The 21,431-nt window shown below is 41.9% G+C and carries 13 protein-coding genes; 6 read left to right on the top strand and 7 right to left on the bottom strand.

Features of this window, described 5'->3' with window-relative positions; genetic code table 11:
* Nucleotides 1–81: 81 nt before the first annotated feature.
* Nucleotides 82–3,231, bottom strand: a complete 3,150-nt coding sequence (locus tag B9T16_RS02305; protein WP_410244032.1) for a PAS domain S-box protein — start codon at nucleotides 3,229–3,231, stop codon at nucleotides 82–84.
* Between the two features lie 361 nt (nucleotides 3,232–3,592).
* Here B9T16_RS02305 and B9T16_RS02300 point away from each other — a divergent pair, with 361 nt between their 5' ends.
* Entirely contained in the window at nucleotides 3,593–3,907 is a 315-nt protein-coding gene (locus B9T16_RS02300; protein ID WP_006619753.1) for a hypothetical protein, read from the top strand.
* 196 nt (nucleotides 3,908–4,103) lie between these two features.
* On the opposite strand, the gene B9T16_RS02295 is transcribed toward B9T16_RS02300, so the two are convergent.
* Together B9T16_RS02295 and rnc are read right to left on the bottom strand one after the other, a co-directional pair.
* Complete coding sequence (locus tag B9T16_RS02295; protein WP_410244031.1) at nucleotides 4,104–6,350, bottom strand: tetratricopeptide repeat protein; 2,247 nt, start codon at nucleotides 6,348–6,350, stop codon at nucleotides 4,104–4,106.
* 56 nt (nucleotides 6,351–6,406) lie between these two features.
* Complete coding sequence (gene rnc / locus B9T16_RS02290) at nucleotides 6,407–7,594, bottom strand: ribonuclease III (RefSeq protein ID WP_006619751.1); 1,188 nt, start codon at nucleotides 7,592–7,594, stop codon at nucleotides 6,407–6,409.
* A gap of 441 nt (nucleotides 7,595–8,035) precedes the next feature.
* Between rnc and B9T16_RS02285 the strand changes: the two genes are divergently transcribed.
* The 3 genes from B9T16_RS02285 (at nucleotide 8,036) to B9T16_RS02275 (ending at nucleotide 12,734) form a co-directional block, all read left to right on the top strand.
* On the top strand, nucleotides 8,036–8,698 hold the full coding sequence (locus B9T16_RS02285; RefSeq protein ID WP_410244038.1) for a vWA domain-containing protein: 663 nt from the start codon (nucleotides 8,036–8,038) through the stop codon (nucleotides 8,696–8,698).
* Nucleotides 8,699–8,731: 33 nt separating this feature from the next.
* Nucleotides 8,732–9,514 carry a PP2C family serine/threonine-protein phosphatase gene (locus B9T16_RS02280; protein WP_410244030.1) on the top strand — a complete coding sequence of 261 codons (783 nt, stop codon included), beginning with the start codon at nucleotides 8,732–8,734 and terminating at the stop codon, nucleotides 9,512–9,514.
* A 91-nt stretch (nucleotides 9,515–9,605) separates the two neighbouring features.
* Nucleotides 9,606–12,734, top strand: coding sequence for a diguanylate cyclase domain-containing protein (locus B9T16_RS02275; protein WP_410244029.1), 3,129 nt, complete (start codon nucleotides 9,606–9,608; stop codon nucleotides 12,732–12,734).
* On the opposite strand, the gene B9T16_RS02270 is transcribed toward B9T16_RS02275, so the two are convergent.
* The 3 genes from B9T16_RS02270 to hetZ all read right to left on the bottom strand — a co-directional run bounded on the left by B9T16_RS02270 (nucleotide 12,735) and on the right by hetZ (nucleotide 17,303).
* On the bottom strand, nucleotides 12,735–15,077 hold the full coding sequence (locus tag B9T16_RS02270; protein WP_410244028.1) for a DUF3488 and DUF4129 domain-containing transglutaminase family protein: 2,343 nt from the start codon (nucleotides 15,075–15,077) through the stop codon (nucleotides 12,735–12,737). It abuts the gene before it with no gap.
* A 77-nt stretch (nucleotides 15,078–15,154) separates the two neighbouring features.
* Nucleotides 15,155–16,150, bottom strand: a complete 996-nt coding sequence (locus B9T16_RS02265) for a hypothetical protein (protein ID WP_410244027.1) — start codon at nucleotides 16,148–16,150, stop codon at nucleotides 15,155–15,157.
* Nucleotides 16,143–17,303, bottom strand: a complete 1,161-nt coding sequence (gene hetZ, locus B9T16_RS02260; protein ID WP_410244026.1) for a heterocyst differentiation protein HetZ — start codon at nucleotides 17,301–17,303, stop codon at nucleotides 16,143–16,145. Before hetZ ends, B9T16_RS02265 begins: the two co-directional genes overlap by 8 nt.
* 191 nt (nucleotides 17,304–17,494) lie before the next feature.
* Between hetZ and B9T16_RS02255 the strand changes: the two genes are divergently transcribed.
* Nucleotides 17,495–17,983, top strand: coding sequence for a hypothetical protein (locus B9T16_RS02255; protein ID WP_006618858.1), 489 nt, complete (start codon nucleotides 17,495–17,497; stop codon nucleotides 17,981–17,983).
* 289 nt (nucleotides 17,984–18,272) lie between these two features.
* Complete coding sequence (locus B9T16_RS02250; protein WP_410244025.1) at nucleotides 18,273–19,712, top strand: CHASE3 domain-containing protein; 1,440 nt, start codon at nucleotides 18,273–18,275, stop codon at nucleotides 19,710–19,712.
* Nucleotides 19,713–19,803: 91 nt separating this feature from the next.
* On the opposite strand, the gene sds is transcribed toward B9T16_RS02250, so the two are convergent.
* A complete protein-coding gene (gene sds / locus B9T16_RS02245; protein WP_410244024.1) occupies nucleotides 19,804–20,775 on the bottom strand; it encodes a solanesyl diphosphate synthase in 972 nt (323 codons plus the stop codon).
* Between the last annotated feature and the right edge of the window lie 656 nt (nucleotides 20,776–21,431).

Here is a 21,431-nt window from a genome sequence, read left to right as displayed (position 1 = left end):
TGGTTTGGTATACTGAAAATTATCGTAATTATACAAAATTTATCACCATTATTGATGTTCTCATATAACAACTTAATAATTTCAATATCTTTGTCTGTAGGACAATTCCGAGAAAGTCAGTTTAAATGCTGTTCCCTCCGTTACGTCCAATAGTTCTAAGTTACCCTCTATCTGCTCAGTCAGAGTCCAGATCAACTCCATTCCTAGGGATTCCACATTGCGAATATCTAGTCCTTCTGGAATCCCCACCCCATTATCTCTGATAATCAGAGTAATAATACCCAGATTGTCTTGATGAAGTTCTAACCCAAGTTTACCGGGACGTTCATCTACAAAGGCGTGTTTAAAAGCATTAGATATCAGTTCATTGACAATTAAACTACAAGGGTTAGCTGTTTCTAGGTTAAGTTCAACGGATTCTATATCTAATTCTAACTCAACTGTGTGAGCCTCTGTACCGTAGGAGTCAAATAGTTGCTCAACTAAATCATTGAGGTAGTCCCCAAAATTAATCCGATCCAGACCAGTTGACTTATAGAGTTTTTCGTGAATCAGAGCCATAGATTGAATGCGTTGCTGGCTATCTGACAAAAGTTTGATTACTTCCGGGTTGTCAGTGTAATCAGATTGAAATTCTAATAAATTGGAAACTACTAGCAAATTATTTTTAACTCGGTGGTGAATTTCTTTCAGCAAAATTTCTTTTTCTTTAAGGGAGTTCATTAATTTATCTTCGGCGTGTTTCCGTTCGATCGCCGTTGCTAAAACATTAGCTACACTTTGCAGAAAGTGTACATCTTCCTGCACAAATTCTCTAGTTTCGGTCGTATAAACTCCCAAAATACCATAATAAGAATTTTGGCTTTCAATGGGAATACTCATACCATTAATATGAGGAAACTGATAAATATTGGAAGATAGTTCTGGTCTGAGCTTCCGGTGGTGGCTAGGAGAGGGTGTAGTTGATGATTCAGGTAAAATAAATGAGTAAACCTGGTGATATTTGTCAGTTGTTAAGCGATGATTATGGGTGTGTTGATGGTTAGCGATCGCCACAGTCAGGCGATCGGGTTGAGACACCCGTATTTCTAATAACTTACAATAATCCACCTGTAAACATCGACCCACCATCCCGACAATATCCTGAATTAATATTTCCGAGTCAATACCCAAGAGAGCTTTTTGTCCAACTTCAGCTACCATAGCCTGCTGATAAGCCTTAGTCGCAATTTCCGCCTCAATTTTTTGTCGCTCCGCAATTTCAACTCGCAACTTTTCGTTAGTTTCTTGTAGTTGAGATGTTCGCTGTTCCACCAGCATTTCTAAGTCTTGGTTCAATTCTTGCAGAGATTTTTCCGCGGATTTTAGTTCACTAATATCAGTGAGAGTTCCCACAAAACCAACTATTTCATCATCATCATTTAGCTCAGGAACAGCTTGGGAAAAAACCCAAACCACCTGGCCTTCACCATGACAAAAACGATATTCTAACTGAAACATTTGATGATTATTAACGCATTTATTCCATTCATTAATTACCCGCTCTCGGTCATCAGGATGAAGCCTTTTAGTCCAACCATGCCCAAACATTTCCATGACTGAACAGCCAACCAAATCACATCCACGCTCATTGATATAGACAAATTTACCTTCAGCATCAGTCCGAAATATCCCCACCGGAGAAATATCTGTAAGAGTCGCATAGCGAGCCTCACTTTCCCGCAAAGCCTCCTCAACCTGACAACGTTCAATTTCTAATAACTCCCGTTCAGTCACATCTTGAACTAATGACAAAATCGATATAACCTGATGGGACTCATCCCGTAATACTAAGTTATACCATTCACAGTAGATTACTCTCCCGTCTTTGGTATAGTTACGATTCTTACAAATATTTTTATTGGTTTTGTCTCCGAGTAAATCACCGATAACTGTTTCTACTAATTGTAGGTCTTCTTCAAAAACAATTGGCCATTCTCCCCAATAAATACCTATGATTTCTTCAGCCTTCCACCCAAAGATTTTTTCCGCTTGCTTTCCCCAATATTGTACCTTAAATTCTGGGTCCCATTCAATCACAGCTAGAGGAGAATTTTCCACGTGCGATCGCAGTTTTTTATGGGCTTTCAATAACTCCTTTTCTGACTCTTTTTGTTGTTGCAAGTACCTCGTGAGCATTTCATTAGTTGTTTGCAGTTCAAGGGTACGTTCTTGTACCCGTTGTTCCAATTCCGCCGTCAGACTTTTTAAAGCTGATTCAGCTCGCTTATTTTCAGTAATATCACGAGCAACCCAAGCTACAGATTCCGAGGAAATGGGGGAGATATTTGCCGAAAACCACAAGCAATCACCTTCCACATTCAGATGATATTCAAAATTGATAATTCTCCCCGTTTGCAAACATTGATTAACTTTTTCTCTAAAAATATTGTCCGGGTAATCAGGAGAAAATAGCTGCCGAGTTTGGTTAATTATTGGAGATGTATTACCCTCGTATTTTGTACCTAGGTATTCATGATTATTTTGCCGGGACTTGCGGGGAGTCTGAATCGAATTGGTGCGAGTATTAATAATCAGGATAATATCAGTCAAAGCATCAAAAAATGTCAGAAAATTCGGTTCACCAGTTCGCAATTTTTGTTCAATCATGCGGATGATACCCCGTTGACTGATTTCCCCCTGTAGTTGGGCATTGGTATTTTGTAATTTAGCCTTAAATTGTGCCAGTTGCTGTTGCAGCTTAGTGGGGCTAATTCTACTGAGAATATCATGGTTAGTATGGGAATCAAAAAGTTTTTCTATCACCCGATACTCAGGAATTATTCCAGTTAAATAATCTTTCTCATCTAGAACTGGGATATAGTGAATTTTATGGGTTTTTAATTTTTGAATAATTGCATAAATGTCCAGCTCATCTGCTTCTCGCAGAACTACCGGGGGTTGTCTCATCACCTCAGACACAACCAAGTCCCCCGGATTTTCCCCCGCACCAATTAGCTGCACCACGTCCCTTTCCGTCCACATACCCACCAATTTCCCATCTTCCACCACCAGTACACAACTGTTAGGGGGGAAGTTTTCTGTTCCCCACTGGTCTGAGGGCTCCTGACTCATTAAAGCCATGACCTCCATGAGGGAGGTATTAGGAACAACCGCTAGGGGGTCTCTATGGATGATGTCGTTTAAAGTTGGACTGGACATAAGCCAAGGGTTAATCGTGGGTGTAGACATTGATTCCCCTACTCTCCTTGATCAGATATTAGGATTAATAACATAACAACTTATCACAGTTTCAGCGGTTCCGATCAAGTCAAAGCCATTGACAATCAACAGTTGAACCTGTTAGTTAAGTTATATAGAGTATCTTGTGACTGATTTTTATGATTAATTAACCATTGGTATAATTGATAGCTTAATCAAATTTATGATAGTAGAATCAACAACCTTTCATCGAAGGGGGATGAGCAATTTTTCTGATTTTGATAGATTTTGAGCCTCCCTTAATTTGTTGGTAAATCTTGATTTTTCCTAGAGACTTTTTAGCAAAGTTAAGTTATGCTCAAACTACAAACAAACTTGAGCAATAGGTTTCATGAAAACCAAATCTTGGTCTTTAATGGCAGGTATAGCTTTGACCGCATTTTCTTGGGGAATTGTCCCAGCTTGGGCGGAAAATTGGATTTTTATGGGTGAGGCTGCCACCGGGGAAGATGTATATGTAGATGCTGATAGTATTTCACGGAACCGGGAAGGGCTGAGATTTATTTATAGCATTGGTGAAGAAACCATCTATGCAATAGCTTACTGTGACTCACGCACCTGGTATGTCAGCGGTTACGATGAAGTATATTCCCCAAGCAGTCACGCCACATCTAATATGATTGATTATGTCTGTTCCCAGGAATAACCAGTCTCAGTAATCTTTTAACCACAATTTAACTATCCATGGGGAGTCAATAAACCGGAGATTTATTACTGCGGGTATAGTACCAAAGTAGAACCCTTGGAAATCCTCAAATATGGATGAGATAAAGGCGATCGATTGAGGAACTGGTGAAAGGGGCGGGATATCCGTTGCTGTATATGCCGCCCTATTTTTAAGATTAAGCCAAACCAGCGGCTTGAATTGTCTGCATAAGCCTGTCGATATTGATGACAATATTAATATTTTTGCCGATAAGTTTGGCTTCATTTTCCGGCAAATTATCTCCTAATATCGGATAATATTCGAGTTCACAAATACCACTCAATAATCGATAAATTGACGGACAATAATCTGGGGATAAGATTTCAATAACTGTGGTATCAGTTTGACAGAAAGCTAAATTAGTGAGTCCCGCACCGTGGGGGCTAATAATCACTTCGGAAGTAGCGAAAAGTTCCGCTTGTTGTTCAAGAGTCATTGATTCTAATTGTACTGGTTTAATATTAAACTGTGTTAGGCATTCTATCACCTGGGAATTATTCAAGACCTGGCGAGATGGTGCTAGGGTGCGATCTATATAAATTCGCTGTTTAGTATCCCCCAAACTCGGACAAAAAGTTTGTTTGAGAAAATCACAATTCCACTGGCTAATTTGTAAGCCTCGGTGGGATGAAAGGTTAGGAGTTGGGATAATTATTTGCGTGGCTTTCAGATGATTGATATCTTTATTACTGATGATTTTTTTGGGTGGAATTTTTAGGGTCTCTAAAGCCTGTTTCTGGTAAGGTGTCTCCCAAGCATTTACCACAAATTTATCAATTGAGTTCAGGTCAATTCCCGCAGCTTCTAATAAATGAAAACGTGCCATAATATCTAACATCCAGTGAAAATATCCCCCCCCAAAACGCACCGACAAAAACGCAACCACCCCATCAATTTCCTCCGGTGGCGGTAGGTGTTCCGATACCGCCACAAACTCCGCCCCACCACTAGCTAAATCAGTCACTAATTTGCCATCATCTGTGAACACTGCACTGGTCGCCATATCTCCCCACACACGCCCATTTTCTACAATAGCCACGCCGAAATCTCCCGTTGATATCTGACAGGTTGTCAATGTTTCGGGAAGGTTAGGAATTAAAATATTGGCTGGTTTAATCTCAAGGGTCTGGGCTGGGTATATCAGGATGTATTTAATACTGAGATGAGTCTGGCTATCCGTCGTTTTTTCTGATAAATTAGGCAATATTTCCTGGATAAATTTTGATGATAATTTCTTAAAAATCAACGCATTATTAGCCTCCTCAATTAAACCCCTATTTTTGAGTATTTTGCTCAAATGATGATAGGCTTTTATAAAGTCTGGTTTGCGCTTCAATGCCTCTATACATAGGTCTTGTACTTCCTGCCAACGTTCCTTTTCCGTTAACAGTTGTGCTAGAATATCATAAAGCCATATTAACTCTGGTTTCAGGGCGATCGCTTTTTCATAAGACACGATCGCCTCATCAATATTACCTACTAATTTCAGCGCGTGACCTAGTTTTTGATATAACCATGAAAGCTGAGGATTGAGTCTAATCGCTTCCCGATAATTAGCGATCGCCTCTTCAATTTCTCCCGTCGCTAGTAAACTATCTCCTAAATTCATATACAGCCAATCTACATCAGGTTTTAAAGCGATCGCCTGACGACAAACCGGAATTAATTCCGACCATTTTTCCTGAGTTTTCAAAACTTGCGCCAGTCCATAATAATAGTAAAACTGGTTAGGGTTAATTTCGATAGCCCTTTCATAGCATTTAACCGCCTCTTCCCACCTTTCCTGCTGTCCGAAAATTTGCCCTAAATTATGATACAATACATCTGATTGCGCCGGATAGTTTAAAATTCCTTTTTCATAAATAGCGATCGCCTCTTCTAATTGCTGCTGCTGTTGTAACTCATTCCCCAAATTGAGATAATCCTTAAACCTCACCCCGTCCGCACTTACCAAAATAGCCTTACACCAATATTCTGTCGCCCTTTCTGGCTCACCACATTGCCTAAAAACCTTAGCCAAATTCCGATAAACTCCCCCCATATCAGGGCGAATCTCAATAGCCCTTTCATAGGCATTTATCGCCTCATTCCAGCGTTGATTTTTGGCGTACAGACTCCCCAAATTAGCATGAACCTCCGCAAAATTAGGCGCAATTTTCAAAGCACTATGATAACAACACTCCGCCCCCACATAATCCCCTTGTAACTGTCTGATAGTTCCCAAAGTTTGATAAGACAACGCAAAATTAGAGTCAATTTTTAACGCTTCTTCACAACAATTAATCGCTTCTGCCCAATTCCTTGCATTTAAATACAAAACCGCTTGCTCATGGAGTCGGATAACTTCCGGTTGCACATTTTCATCATTCGCAGAAATTGACATTTTCCAGTAACTCCAAGTTAATCACAATTTCAGGTTATCTAGTCAACATTTACCCATCATAAACCCAGTTTATAGATTTGATCCAGAGCCTTTTCCGCCGCCTTTTTACTAGCCTCTTTCTTGCTCAAACCCTTACCCTGTCCATAAACCTTACCCTCAACCATAACCTGTACAGTGAACTGTTTTTGATGGTCTGCTCCTTCCTCCTTAATCGTCTCATATTCTGGTGTAATTGGACCTATATTTTTTTGCACCCATTCCTGTAATCTATTTTTCGAGTCCGCCGCCACTTTCCCCGAATTACCTTGAGAAAGCGAAGTGATTTCAGCTATCACCGAATCAAACAAAGGTTGTAGAAATTCCTGTACTTTCTTCATCCCAGAATCCAAAAAACAAGCCCCAATCATCGCCTCAAACGTATTGCTTAATAAGGAAGGATTCAGCGCCACCCCTTTCCCTAATCTGATATATTGTTGTAGGGCTAATTTTTCCGCAAACTTAGCCAACTGCTTATTTTCCACCAAAGCCGATCGCAACTTAGTTAAATCCCCTTCATTACCCACACTTTTATACTTATGATAAAGATACTCCCCCGATATAAAATTTAACACCGAATCCCCCAAAAACTCCAACAATTCATTATCCCGCTTAACTTCCTTCGGGTGTTCATATAGATAGGAACTGTGAGTTAAGGCGTGATTGAGTAAATCCACATTTTGAAAAGGTATTTTTTTCAGCAATTTCGATAATTCTCGCCGCAGTTTTTTTTCTCGGTCAGGATCCATATTTTGGTCTTCGATAATTTTACTTAACATAATCTCCTGATGTTGTTTTAATTGATTAATTATGGATTTTTCACCCTGAAAAGCCATCAACAGCAGCACCATGTTATCTATAGCACGTTCTGTATCTCGGTCAGAAAATTCATTCCCATGAGCCCAGTTATTCCTAAGTTGGATTAACTCAAATATTATCCCCTTATGTTGATTATCAACATTTTCATTGTTTTTAAAAATACTATCCCATTTATTCGATATAACTTGCAGTAATGCTCCGATATCTTGAGATAGCCTCTCCTCCAATTCTCGCTTTTTCATGTTTTTGTATTTGGTGATATATTTTTGAGCTTCCTCCTGCCATTGGTCTGAATATTTGTTTTTCATTTCCTGTTTAAACGGAGGATATAAGCCCTCAGCTAATAACTCTAAAGCGTCCCCAATTCTTTCTTTATTGCTAATCATCATTTGCTATCTAATAATTAATTAGCGACTATTATAGCTAATCTTCCTAAACAGACTATTGATATAGCTGGCTATTCATAATTTCTGATAATCTACAATCCCCAAGGTATTGGATTTTCAAAAGACTGTTAAGAATTATTACAGATTTATGGAAAATTGCTCGCAAAAAGTTGACGAGATTCTGGGGGTTATGATAACATCAAATAAATCGCATCCAATTGCTTACTATGTCTTTTTGCAAAAAAATAGCCTACAACCCCGATTATATCGCGATTAACATTATTCTCTCACGAAAATATTAAACTGGCGATGCACGAGTTTTCTGGCCACAAGCGATCGCCTTTTTTATGCCTATTGACAAAAACGCCACTTTGTGCATTGTTCATTGTTGATGATTCACTGGTATTCTGGGTGATGTGGATGGTCAGAGTCAAAAATCAAAATATGAGACTTGAGGAAGCGGTTGAATTTGCCGAAAACCCGGAGCCCCGGTGTCCCTGTGTGTTATTGCTAGACACATCAGCATCTATGCAGGGAGAACCCCTAGATGGTCTCAATGTTGGATTAATGACTTTTAGGGAAAACCTCATCAAAGACGAACTCGCCAAAAAACGGGTTGAGATTGCCGTCATCACCTTTGATAACCAGGTAAAAATCATCCAGGATTTTGTCACAGCCGATCGCTTTGAGCCCCCCATGCTAACCGCCCAGGGTCAAACCTATATGGGAACAGCCATAGGCGAAGCCTTAGACATGATTGCCAGTCGCAAAGCCGAGTATCGCAATAATGGCATTACCTACTATCGTCCTTGGGTGTTCATGATTACCGACGGCGAACCCCAGGGAGAAATCGATCGCATCACAGAACAAGCCATTAAACGCATTCGAGACGAGGAAGCCAACAAACAGGTCGCATTCTTTGCAGTAGGCGTAGAAGGTGCCAATATGGAGCGCTTAGGAGAGATTGCCGAACGAACCCCCCTGAAACTGAAAGGGTTAGATTTTCGGGAAATGTTCATTTGGCTATCGGCCAGTATGCAAACAGTTTCTCACTCCAAAGTTGACGAACAGGTGGCCCTACCACCGCCAGGATGGGGAACTGTCTAGCCAAAAACTGATGCGATCGCAGACCTTTTTACCATGAACCCAAATTCTGCCTACTGGCAAATTATCTCAGCCTCCGTGGCTGGAAGCAGTCACGAAAAGCAAGCCCTTCCCTGTCAAGACGCTCATATTTATCGGGAGATTGACCCCCATCAATTCATTGTAGCCGTAGCCGATGGTGCCGGTTCAGCTTCCCTTGCTGATGTCGGAGCGCAACTAGCAGTTAAAACCGCCACCCAATTAATCGAAGAGTATCTATCCTCCGTTGAGGATACCGCCGCCGTGGACTGGAATACTCAATTGTTAGCCATCGTTAACCAAACCAAACAGGCGATCGAAGCCGAAGCCGACCACAGGGATATATTGGCGCGGGAACTAGCAACCACATTGATTTTAGGGGTAATTACCGATTCTACCATTGCTATAGTTCAGATAGGCGATGGCGCGGTCGTAGTTGAAGATCAACAGGGAACTTTAATGGCTTTAACTATTCCTGCCAGTGGCGAATATTTAAACGAAACTACCTTTCTGGTTTCCCCCAATGCTTTAGAATCTGCTCAAATTCATGTATGGTCTGGAATGCCTAAGTATCTGGCTATATTTTCCGATGGTTTACAAATGTTAGGATTAAAAATGCCGGAAGGTAAACCACACCCTCCATTTTTTTCGCCCTTATTTAGATTTGTGGAAACTATCGGCGATCGCACAGAAGCCGAACAACAGTTAATTTCATTTTTGCGATCGCCTAGGGTCAATCAGCGCACCGATGATGATTTAACCCTCATTTTAGCTGCCAAAATGCCATCCTCAGCCACATAAATACTACTATACACTTGTAAAGTAGTAACTATCTATCGGAACCCCAACAGCTATAATATACCCAATATAGACTCTTGTTATATGGGGGTCAGTGGCATTGGACCTTTTACATCGATGGTTACACTTAATTAAAAGGCGATTTAAAGACTACTGGGTAGCTTTATTCATTGGTGCGATCGCCACTCTCGCCATTCTACTGATTTGGCAAAAACTCTACATCCGAGAGCAACGGCATTTTGCACAACTGGTTCAGCAAGAAGCCAACAACATCCAATCTATCCTCAATCGAGAGTTATCCAGTCGTATTGTATCCTTAAACCGTCTCGCCAAGCGCTGGGAACTCAGTAATGGTACTCCCCGAGAATTTTGGGAAGCTGATGTCAGCAACTATTTAGATGATACTCATGGCTATCAAGCCATCCATTGGGTAGATCCATCTTTTATCATCCGTTGGATAGTTCCTTTACAGGGAAATGAACAAGTCCAGGATATGGATTTGACACAAGAACGCCGTCGCCGAATTAGTTTACAAGTAGCCAGAGACCTCAATCAGATTATTCTGAGTAAACATATTTCATTAGTTCAGGGAGGCGAGGGATTTCTAGTAATTATTCCCCTATTTGTGAATGAGCGCCATGATGGTTTTATTGTGGGAGTCTTTGAATTTACAGCTTTATTTGATGGTATTTTGCCCATATCTCCCTTATATACGACTCAAATATATGACCGTGGGCATTTGGTTTATAGCAGTGGTGATTTCTCAGAATCCCCCTTTCAACAAACCTCCCTAGTCCGCGCCTATGGGTCGGATTGGACAGTCCAAGTTTCTCCTCAACCCCTTTGGATTGAACAGGGAAAATCTCCCCTTCCTACCATAGTTTTATCAGCCGGTTTAATCATAGTTTGGACTATGGCACTCACCGTCTATTTAGGTCAGTATTCTTGGCGTTATGCTCACGAAACCCGAAAAATTAACCATAAATTGCAAAAGGAAATCATCCACAGACAGCAAATAGAAGCCATCCTCCTAGACTCCCAAACACAATATCAAACCCTCGTCGAAAATTCCCCGGATATTATTCAACGCTTTGATACCAATTTTAAACATATTTATGTAAGTCCAATTTTAAGCCAATTAACCGGAATTCCTAACCATACTTGGATTGGCAAAACTTGCCGCGATTTGCCCTTCTCAGCACCCATGGCTGATAGTTGGGAGGCGGCAGCGAATCAGTTACTAACAACTGGTGAAAAACAGATGATTGAATTTGAAGCCGAGACAGTTAATGGTTGGCGTTATTTGGAAATGGCGATCGTCCCAGAAATTAACGAAGCCAAAAATATTACATCTATCCTTTGTATTTCCAGAGATGTCACCGCACGCAAACAAGCCGAAACTTCTCTTAAACTTAGTCAAGCCAAGTTTGAAGCCTTGGCAACTAATATGCCGGGAATGGTCTATAGTTACTGTCCGCACAACTCCGAAAAGCCTCATTATTTTAAATTTGTGAGTCATCACTGTTTGGATATTTTTGAATTAGAACCTAATAGGATTCTAGCGGACATCAATTCTCTGATCAACTTAATCCATCAAGATGATTTGCCCTCTTTGCGTGCTTCAATGAAACAATCTTTTGAGCAATTTTTGCCATGGTATTGGCAGGGTCGTATTATTACTAATTCGGGCAGCATCAAGTGGGTAGAATGTAATGCCCAACCCCAGTCAACACCAGAAGGCAATATTTGGCATGGCATTGTTTTTGATATTAGTGAACGCAAAAAATATGAAGAAAATCTGCGCCAATTTCAGGGTATTGTTGCCGCTACAGCGGAAGCGATCGCCTTAATTAATCGTGATTATATCTACCAAATTGTTAATAAAACATACGCCAATTTAACCGAAAAATCTGAGGATTATATTATTAATAATACCATCGACAATGTATTGGGTAAACAGATTTTTACTCAAACAGTTAAACCTCTTTTTGATAGATGTCTAGCAGGAGAAATAGTCCGCTACGAATCCTGGTTCAATTTTCCGGGAAAAACCAGGTTTATCGGAGTTACCTATTCCCCTATTTTGCAACCTGATAGCACCGTCAAGGAAGTGATTGTCACTGTCCGAGATTTAACCTCCTTAAAACAGGCAGAAATTGCCATGAAAAAGCAATCTGATAGACAGGATATCTTATCAAAAGTCACCAATAGAATCAGGCGATCGCTCCATCTTCAGGATATCCTTAATACTACAGTTGTCGAAGTCTCCAAAGTTCTGGGAAATGACATAGTTTTAGTCTGTAAATTCCAGTTAAATTGGAGTCATCAAATCATTGCTCATTCCGAGGAACTATGTAGAGACTCTCACCGACTTTTTTGTGTCATAGATCCCGTAATGACCATAAAAATTGACCAGATAATTTGGCAAATTGCCCAATTATGTCGCAGCGGACAAATTAATGCTTCTGTGGAAATGTGGCAACAATTTCAAGGACCGACTCATTTAATCTTCCCCATTTGGTTAGAAGACGACGAACTTTGGGGACTACTTATCGCTTATTTTTCTTCAGAAGATAGCAACTATAAACCCCCAGAAATCGAGATGCTGAAACAACTAACAGAACAGTTAGCGATCGCCATTCAACAAGGCGAACTCTATCATCAGCTTCAGATGGCCCATCAGGAACTCGAGAAAGTCTACAACCTTGATGCTCTGACCGGAATTCCTAACCGCCGCCATTTTGATCACGTTTTACAGCAGGAATGGTTACAACTGCAACGGGAACAACAACCCCTATCAATAATTATGTGTGACATCGATTATTTTAAGTGTTATAATGACACTTACGGACACATTGCCGGGGATAAATGCCTGCAAAAGGTAGCTCATGCCTTAAAAAAATGTCTGAAACGACCGAGGGATTTAGTCGCCCGTTACGGTGGTGAAGAATTTGTTATTTTATTACCCAATACACCCACAGAAGGTGCCATAGAAATTAGCCAACAAATACAGGAAGCTGTGTTTGAGTTAAATATGGAGCCCGGCGCAATTCCCGCTAACTTCCAACGGGTGACTATGAGCATGGGAATTGCCAGCCAAATTCCCACACCACAACAATCACCAACTCAACTAATTTTTGCTGCCGACTGCGCCCTTTACCAAGCCAAAAACAATGGCAGAAACCAATATGTTATTGGCGCAACAGATAGCCATAGGCTCTAATTATCTGCGTCCGTATCGGTGCCGAAATCCCTTGAAGTTCTGGGCTTGTTCCAAATTTTTAACTAGCTGTTGCAGTTGAGTTAAATTTGTGTTTCTGCGTCCATATCGCCAATGTACATAAGTTTGACAAACCTCTGAGATCGCCTCAGCTTCATCAATAGAACATTGATTAGCGATCGCCTCTGCATACTCTACCGGAGTTTGGGCCGGATGTTTCGGATAACCCCGTTGGGCTAACAATGCCAAAAGTTTTTGATATAGTCTTTCTTCCGGCGGTAATTTAGCCAAGCGTCGCCTCTCCCGCCAATTTTTCAATCCATCCCACAGCAACCAACTTACGAACCCGAAACCAGATAAAGCGATCGCAGCCGTAAACAAGCCAACCCACCCCCTAGTAAACAGATCCATAAACCAGCGGATAACCATATCCACCGCCGCGAAAATAGTCGCTAATATCCTCTGCAAACTATTTGTTACCGGAGAAGGCAACCATCCCGCCACCCAATTCCAAAAAGCCCTCAGCGCACTAAAAGTTTGATTTTCCTCAATAGAAGGCGGAATTAAATCCATTCCCGGAATCGGATTAAAAGCAAACCAACCATAGTCAGGAAAATAAACCTCAGTCATGGCATGGGCATCAGTATTTTTAATCACATATAACCCCGTAAATGGGTTAAACTCACCCGGATCAAAACCTGCCGTTAGTCGCGCCGGAATGCCAATCGAACGCAACATAATTGTTAATACCGTCGCAAAGTGATCTGGATAACCGCCTCTGATAATTTCTCCCTCTGGACTATCTTTATAGCCAAACAAAAACGCCTCCACCAAATCCTCATCAGGTCTCAAAAAAGGCGGGTCTTCTTGTAGCTTATAAACCGGACTTTGTTTTAAGTATTGAGCCAAATAAAGGGCTATTTCATAGGGAGATGTTAACCCTTGTTGCTCAGGGTTGGATTGATTCCGCGCCGCCAAAATCTCCTCGGTTCTTTCCCGCACCCTGTCCCTAATTTCATCAGGAACCTGTAAATAGTAATCACGAATAGCTTGTGTGTAGTCTGTGGAGGCTTGACCTAACTGGGTGCGGTTACGATAGGGGACTCTGGAAATCACCGTATAGGTTAATCCCTCCCGCAACATCAAAGGCGATCGCAAAGTTCCCTCTGAGTCTATCGCAATTTCCTCAGTCGGGAAATACAATTGTTGAGCCTGTTTTAAAGCCGGGATTAAATTAGGTAATTGAATCACCGCCGTATAACTTTGGATTACCTCCCTAGTCCTAGCCTGTGTCGGTCGCTGAAACAGATTAAACAGATAGGACCACCAAGCGCGTTGGACAGTTTCTGCTTGCTCATTACGGGAAATTTCCCATCCCTGACCCGTGTACTTATCAAAGCCAATCACCCGAAAAAATCCCCGCGCCTGCGATCGTACCCTCAGCAAAACCTGCGGCCTTAAATTTCCCCTAAGATTCTGATTAATCCGAGTATTAAAACCATAATATTGAACCTCAKCTAAAATACCCGCCCCCGACTCCTGATTCTGTCCAGTTCCCGACCCTGTGCCATCTCCAGAATCTCCCGTATAACCAGGGTTAAAAATTTGTCGCCCATCAAATTCCCCTCGTGGCATTTGAATAGGGGAACTCATCGGAAAGTTCCGCAGTTGATAGCCAGGAAACCGAGGAAGCAGCGCAAAAATCACCAATCCCAAAGCCACAATAGCCAGAAAGCTAACCCCCAAAAACTTGAAATTCAAGTTAGGAGGAATCCTCAATTTTGTAGAACTAGCCTCCGACGGTTTCAACTTCTCCAATCCCAACCGGGAACGATAATCTAAGATTAAAGTCGGCAAAGAGATCGCCAAAAACACCAAAATCACCGGCCCAAAAGTCAAAGTTTGGCTAAGAGTACCCGCCACCCCAAGTAAAATCAACCCAATGACCATCGAATAGCCTAGATCCTTGCGTCGTGGCAGATCAAAGCTATGGAGAACCTGCAAATTAATTAACAGTTGTGCCAAAACAATTCTGGTATCGATCAACTCCAGCAATAGACGACTGAAAAAAACCGCCATTGCTACCAACATTCCTATAGCAATACAAAATTTAGTGGGCACATTACGATGACGACGACGAAACCAACTCCAGGTCGCCCCCACCAAACTGACAGGGATAGCCCATAGATTTAGTGGCTCTTCGATCGCTACATCAGTGGCAATAATGCCAACCACCACTAATAACTGCACGAAAACGCGGAGCAGAAGTGAGTCTTCTGGCTCAGGTTGAGGTATTGCTTCGATCCGTCGCCACAATTGGCTCAAGATAGGGATATCGGCTGTCATGGATTTGAAAATTGGGTAATCACTCTCAGATTACTGTAACCCATATTTCTAAAAAAATCAGCTTCACCTATCAATATTTAACTAATCATCCGAGGGTAAATCGCAAAACAGAGGGGACTTTGTTCGCAGTCATAAAACAATACATTCAGGCGATAGATATGATTAGGCTCTGGATCTACCAGTTCCATGGTCATATATCCCTCTGAGGTACGTCTAGCCGTGGTTTCGCCATGATTTCCCTTCAATTGCAGACATCCACCCGCCGGTAAGTTAGCCAAAATCATTAAGCAATTACCATAATCGCGGGTCTGATATTCGGCTTGTACTGTTAAAACTCCTAAGCTAGTTTCCCACTGCTGAAGCGCTACCGACTTATTCAAAAAACAAGTTATCGTCAGCGTATCGATAATTTCTCGCGCCGCCAGTAGCAGCAAAACCATTTGCTGTTGTTGACTAGCGTCCTCATAGGCGGGGAGTTGTAGCTTCTTCAACTCAGGATCACGAACTTCCCCTAAAACCAGCCTACCTGCCCATTCATTAAGCAAATCAGAGGCTTGTGGGAAAAAACTTTCCACCGCTTCCACCAGTTTCGCTCCCTGTTGTCGGGTTGAATGCAAAACCTTCTGAGAAGGAGTCAGAAGAGCAGCAAAAACAGTTTCTGGTAAAAAAGTAGACCATTTCAGGTTTTCCCTTTGAGCAGTCCACCAAGAAGGGTTGGGAACCATCGGATCGCTAATCACGTCTGGATAGATAGCATCAGCGCCGAGTTCAGTTTCCCAAGGGAATAGCGGTGGTTTTTGTTGGATCTCAATTCTTAACCTGTTTTTTAACAGGCTCTCAAATCTGTCTTTCACGGTTGGTATCTCTCCCAGTTTAATTGGTTCGTCGTTGGGGTAGAAAACGTCAATCTCTTCATAGTCGGGTAGGTCGGCTTCTGACCACCCTGGTTCTTCGACCCTAGAACTATTTGCTAATTGCTCTGCTGAGGAAGCAGTTTCAAGGGGTTGTGATTCAGACCCATCGAAAAAATGGCACTCGGAGAGTTGACGATCTGGATTTATTTCGTTATTCATCAGTAGATGCACTCGCTCCGGACACTGAACGATTTCTAAGCTCCCAGGCTAATTCTAAAACTTTAAACCACCGCTTTTGTGCTTGAGTCGCCTTGCAACCTAGCTTTTCGGCGATCGCATGATCAGATAGCCCCTTTTGCTTTAACCTTAGCAAATCCTTTTGATCTTGGCTAAGTTGATTCTGGAAATCATCCCACTCCTGCGGGAGTAAACCTAGATTACGATCTAAGTCCACTTCTAACCACTGATGCACCAATTCCCAACGATAACCCAACGCAAATCTCAACAAATGATATTTAAATCGCTGTTGAAGATAATCCCGTTGGCGAGGGGTTAGCCCCAAAATTGCCTCTATCTCTCGAGTTGGCAAATCTTGCATTCGCAACGTGAAATAATCGGCGCAGTCTTTTTGATTGTGTTCCTCAAGATATTTGATTAACTCTTCTACAACCGTTTGTCGTAGAGATTCTAGTTCTGGTTCGTTCGACTCAGCCACCATCGCGGCTCGCACCTCTTGTACAGATGAGTCGTTCCAGGTTTGATCACAGTCCGGTCCGCTTCCCTCTGCGGCTTGCTCAAGATCAACAAACGCTTCTCTGGGTTGTTGTTGAGAAAATGTCTGCGATCGCAGAATGATGAGTTGTTGACTACGACCCCTGGCTAGAGGAATACGTCGTTTTCCATATCGTTCCGTAAAGGCTAGATATTCGGCTAGTTCCAGTAATGTCTGGGGACGATAATCTACCGAAACTTGGTTTTCCTTACGGAACGCATTTAGTGATTCAACATAAAACCCCTGTAAAAAGTCCCTAATTAGTTCCAATCTCGCGTGATAACTTGATTGAGCTTGGCGCGGTGTGATATATCGATAAACAATGGCACTCAAAGTGCTGTGGAGTTCCAACGGTGCCTGCTTTGACCTCAGTTGGTAATAGTGAAGACATTGTTGTAAGCGATGCTGTGCGAGTGTCATCGCCCAAGTCTCCACATCCCCCGAGGCTTGGATGCGCTGGCTTTCTGTGCAGATCCGAATTGCTTCTTCTGTTAAACGCCAAGCGATATCCTGACAGTTCTGCTCAGATGCCTGGGTAGCCTGTTTTAGCTCACCGGACAACCGTTGAAAAATTCTATCGCTCTGGCAGATTTCCCCCATGATGATAATTTAGTAACAATGACCCTAACCTATGCTTTCCAGTAAAGCCTCTGAGTTTCCGGAGGGTTTCCCAATCGGGTCGTGTTTAGTTACGATCACAACACTGGAAATTTTCTAGTCACCTATCTGATCAATTGGGGTTTTCTCGGTTATCATGTAGCGCGAAAATCAGCACCTACTCAACTTTAACAATGGATTTAGACCAACAAATTCAAGCCTTGATTGAAAATGCCCCCCAGGATGGTTCGACTCCTGACATTATTAAGGCGATCGCTCCCGGTCTCAAGTTACTGGCCGCCCAATTAGTACATCTACAGTATTTTGTTTTGACCAGTGTTGACCAAAATTGGGTATTAACTACTCTCGGTAATGTGGATAATCCGGATCTACAAAAGCAAGTTATTTATGCTTTTTCTAGTTTAGATGATGCTTCCGTTCACTCCACTATCGATATTTCCACTTCTGTTGTCGCTGTCCCGGTTCCCGTCATCCACATTTTATTTCAGGCGATCGCTATTCCCCAACTAGATAGTTTTATTTTCTTTGATCAACCTGGTCATCTTGATGCCGCTACCGAGGTCAAACGTCAAGATGTACAGGATACTATCCAAGTTTACCTACAACAATATCAGTCTCTGCGTCGCTCTAAATCTCGCCCTATCCCTCCAGATATTGCTTAAATCAGTTGACTGTCCCCCCTTCTGCCTACCTTCTCCCTGCCCCTACCCTCTGCCCCTGCCCTTTAACCCCAAAACTCCGTTTCTTAATTGTTTCTTAATTGCCAAAATTCCTAGGGATTTTATATAATAAAAACGACTATTAATTAACCCCCCCCAACTTTTTCCTAAATCAGCTCCTTGCATCTGCCCTTTCCGCCTAGGGTTAAGGTGGGACGAAGGAGACAGGATCCATCACAATAACTGCTCACACCGTCAAATTTTTCTCTGCAAAATCTGGCAGCTTTTTATTATGAAAATTAATCGAGTCATCTATTTAGGATTTGGTGCAATTTTTCTATTAGTCGGCATCAGTAGCCTAGCGTCAGAGTGGCAACAAAGAAATCAAGATCAATCATTTAAATTGGTAGTTCATACCTACGAGATTAAGCTAAATTTACAGGATATTCAAAAAACTTTAGTGGATGCCGAAAATTCTCAAAGACTATTTATTATTACTGGAAATGCCAACTTTTTAGAACCCTATTATTCAAGCCAGAGAAAAATTCGGAGTGATTTAGAAAATTTATCCCAATTGCTGCAAGTTAATCCCATACAAACCCAGAGATTAACCAATATTCAAAACTTAACCAACCAAAAATTAGCGTCACTTGAACAAGGTATCAACTTAGCCGGAGCCGGAGAATCCGAACAAGTTTTAGCCTTGGTTGGGGGTGTCGGAAAACAAATTATGGATAATATTCGCCTTGAAATTAATAGGATGATTGACGAGGAACAAAAATTATTGAGTGACCGAAATGAGAGTTATCAAGTCATTAAACAATGGGCGGCAATCATTAATTGGGGTACTTTTATTTTAATAATTACAAGTGGCTCGATAATTAGCTTTATTGTAGTTCGTGTTATCATGAGCCCTATTCAACAAGTTACACAGGTTATTGCTACCTCCTCAGCGGAAATTGCCGTGGCTACTGAACAACAACAGAGACTCGCGAGCCATCAAGCTGTTTCTATTAATCAAACCACTAATGCTATTGAACAAATTAGTGAAGGTGCTAAACAGTCAGCCGAGGATGCTGATCATGCTTTAGGCGGGGCTCAACAGGTTTTAGATATCAGTGAAAATGGCAATAAAGTAGTTCAACAAAACTTGGCAAGTATTGTCGAATTAAATAATAATGTGGCAAATATCTCAGAACAAATTGAGGTTTTGAGACAGCATACCGGGGAAATAAGCACTGTATCTAATGTAGTATCTAGTTTAGCTAATCAGACTAATATATTGGCTCTGAATGCCTCTGTTGAAGCTGTGCGTGCAGGAGAAGCAGGTCGAGGATTTGGTTTGGTGGCGGTGGAGGTTCGTAAGTTATCAGACCAAAGCCAAAAATCAGCTAGACAGATTGATAATTTAGTTAGCCTGATTCAAAATTCCCTCAAATCTACCATTGAAGCTGCAGAAAAAGGAACAGAAAACGCTAAGGTGGGTATGGAAATGACCGAAAATACTGCTCATGTATTTGTAGAAGTGGCTGATGGCATTAAAAATGTGGTCAGCAGTAATCAAAAAATTGCTCAAATTTCCCAACAACAGGCGATCGCTATTCAGCAAGTTGTCACAGCTACTAATTCTATTAATCATGCAGCAGTGGAAACTGCTAGTGGAATTAAACAAACCCAAGTCGGTTTGGAAAACCTGAATCAGGCAGCCCAAACTCTCCAGGTTTTAGTTTGACAAAGTATCAAAAACTGGCAATTGTCACCATGGAAATTGACACAAAATCCTTGATGGGGGAGATTTCGCCACCCCCACCGAACCTAATCAATTAGTATATTCTACTCACCACATAGTCCCCTAATTCCACCAGAGCTTGACGAGACTCCGAAGGGGGTAACTGGTTGATATGTTCTACGGCGACCTGGGCGTGGTGGATGGCGAGTTCTCGGGATTTATCAATCCCAGAACTTTCTTGAATTAAGGCGATCGCCTGTTCCAAGTCCCCATCTTGAGCAAATTCGCGATCGATCAGAGTTTCCAGAAAAGGCTTTTCTGCTAAAGCAAACAGGGTCGGGGCTGTCAGGTTTCCGCTTTTGAGATCCGAAGCAGCCGGTTTACCTAGAGATTCCGTCGAACCTGTAAAGTCTAAAATATCATCGACAATTTGAAACGCCAAGCCAATATTACGACCATATTTATACAAATCTTCTGCTAGTTCTGCTGAAACTCCACTTAACAGACCAGCCGCCTTAGAGCTATTAGCGATTAAAGAAGCTGTCTTGTAGTAACTCTTTTCGAGATACGCTTCAATGGACAAGCTAGTATCAAATCGATTCAGTCCCTGTTGAATTTCTCCCTCCGCCAGATCCATGATCACTTGTGACAGAAGTTTAACTACCTCTAAGTTGTCCAGGTTGGCTAAATACCAGGAGGACTGGGCAAATAGAAAGTCTCCGGCTAAAACCGCCACCCGGTTATTAAACAAACTGTGAACTGTCGGGACACCCCGCCGCAGTTCTGATTCATCCACCACATCATCATGAACCAAACTAGCAGTATGGATCATTTCTGTGATTTCAGCTAGACGGCGGTGCTTAGGTATGATTTCATGATCGGGCATGGTTGCCCTAGATATTAGCAGCACGATCGCCGGACGCACCCGTTTTCCCTGTACGCTAAATAAATGCTCTGCTGCTGCATACAGGATCGGGTGACGAGCGCCCACCAGTTCTTTCAGGTTATCGGTTAGCAGTTTTAGGTCTGCTTCAACGGTCGAAAATAGAAGAGTGCGAGAGGTCATGGGTTTGCCAACTCAGGCTGGATGATTAACAAAATTTTACATATTATAGTTTGATTTTAAGCTAAGGCTATCATCTCGCCAAACTCTCAACTAGGATTATACCCCAACGGAGCATCAACTTTGATATTCACCACACCTGCATCACATCTAATTGATTGTGCAGGCCCCCTCTGTATCATAATCATCCCCTATTGTCCATTGTCCTGATAGTAGCCCCAGAGCTGGCCCAGACATCATAGATATCAGATCTGAAAAATTTTTTCTCATAATTGGTACAATTCGTTAATTTTGTGTTAGCTTAATTATTAAGAGTTTAAAAAAATTCTACACATTAAGGGCAACAGGTGTGGCAGCCAAATATTAACTGGCTGTTGTTGCACAGGTTATCCACGGAAAAGGGGATAGCCAGGGGCGATTTTAGAAGTTCCTAAGCTGGCATCAGATTGTGGTGTGGCAGCTTGGTGAGTTCAAGACCAATCAGCACGGTCTAGGGCTATATTTAGCCGGCAGACTTGCTGTAGCAGTCTGGTAACTTGGCATAGGTATTAGGGAAACTTTCTGGAGTTGCAAATCTCTGGTTAGTTAGTGTTGATATGCCTGGTGGTATCCCCTATTAGATAGCGATCGAAACCCAGCTATAACCTGCCGTTGGAAAC

It is taken from the genome of Arthrospira sp. PCC 8006 (genome assembly GCF_046480465.1).
GTDB classification, from domain to species: Bacteria; Cyanobacteriota; Cyanobacteriia; order Cyanobacteriales; family Microcoleaceae; genus Limnospira; species Limnospira platensis.
This window is presented reverse-complemented; position numbering and strand designations above follow the sequence as displayed.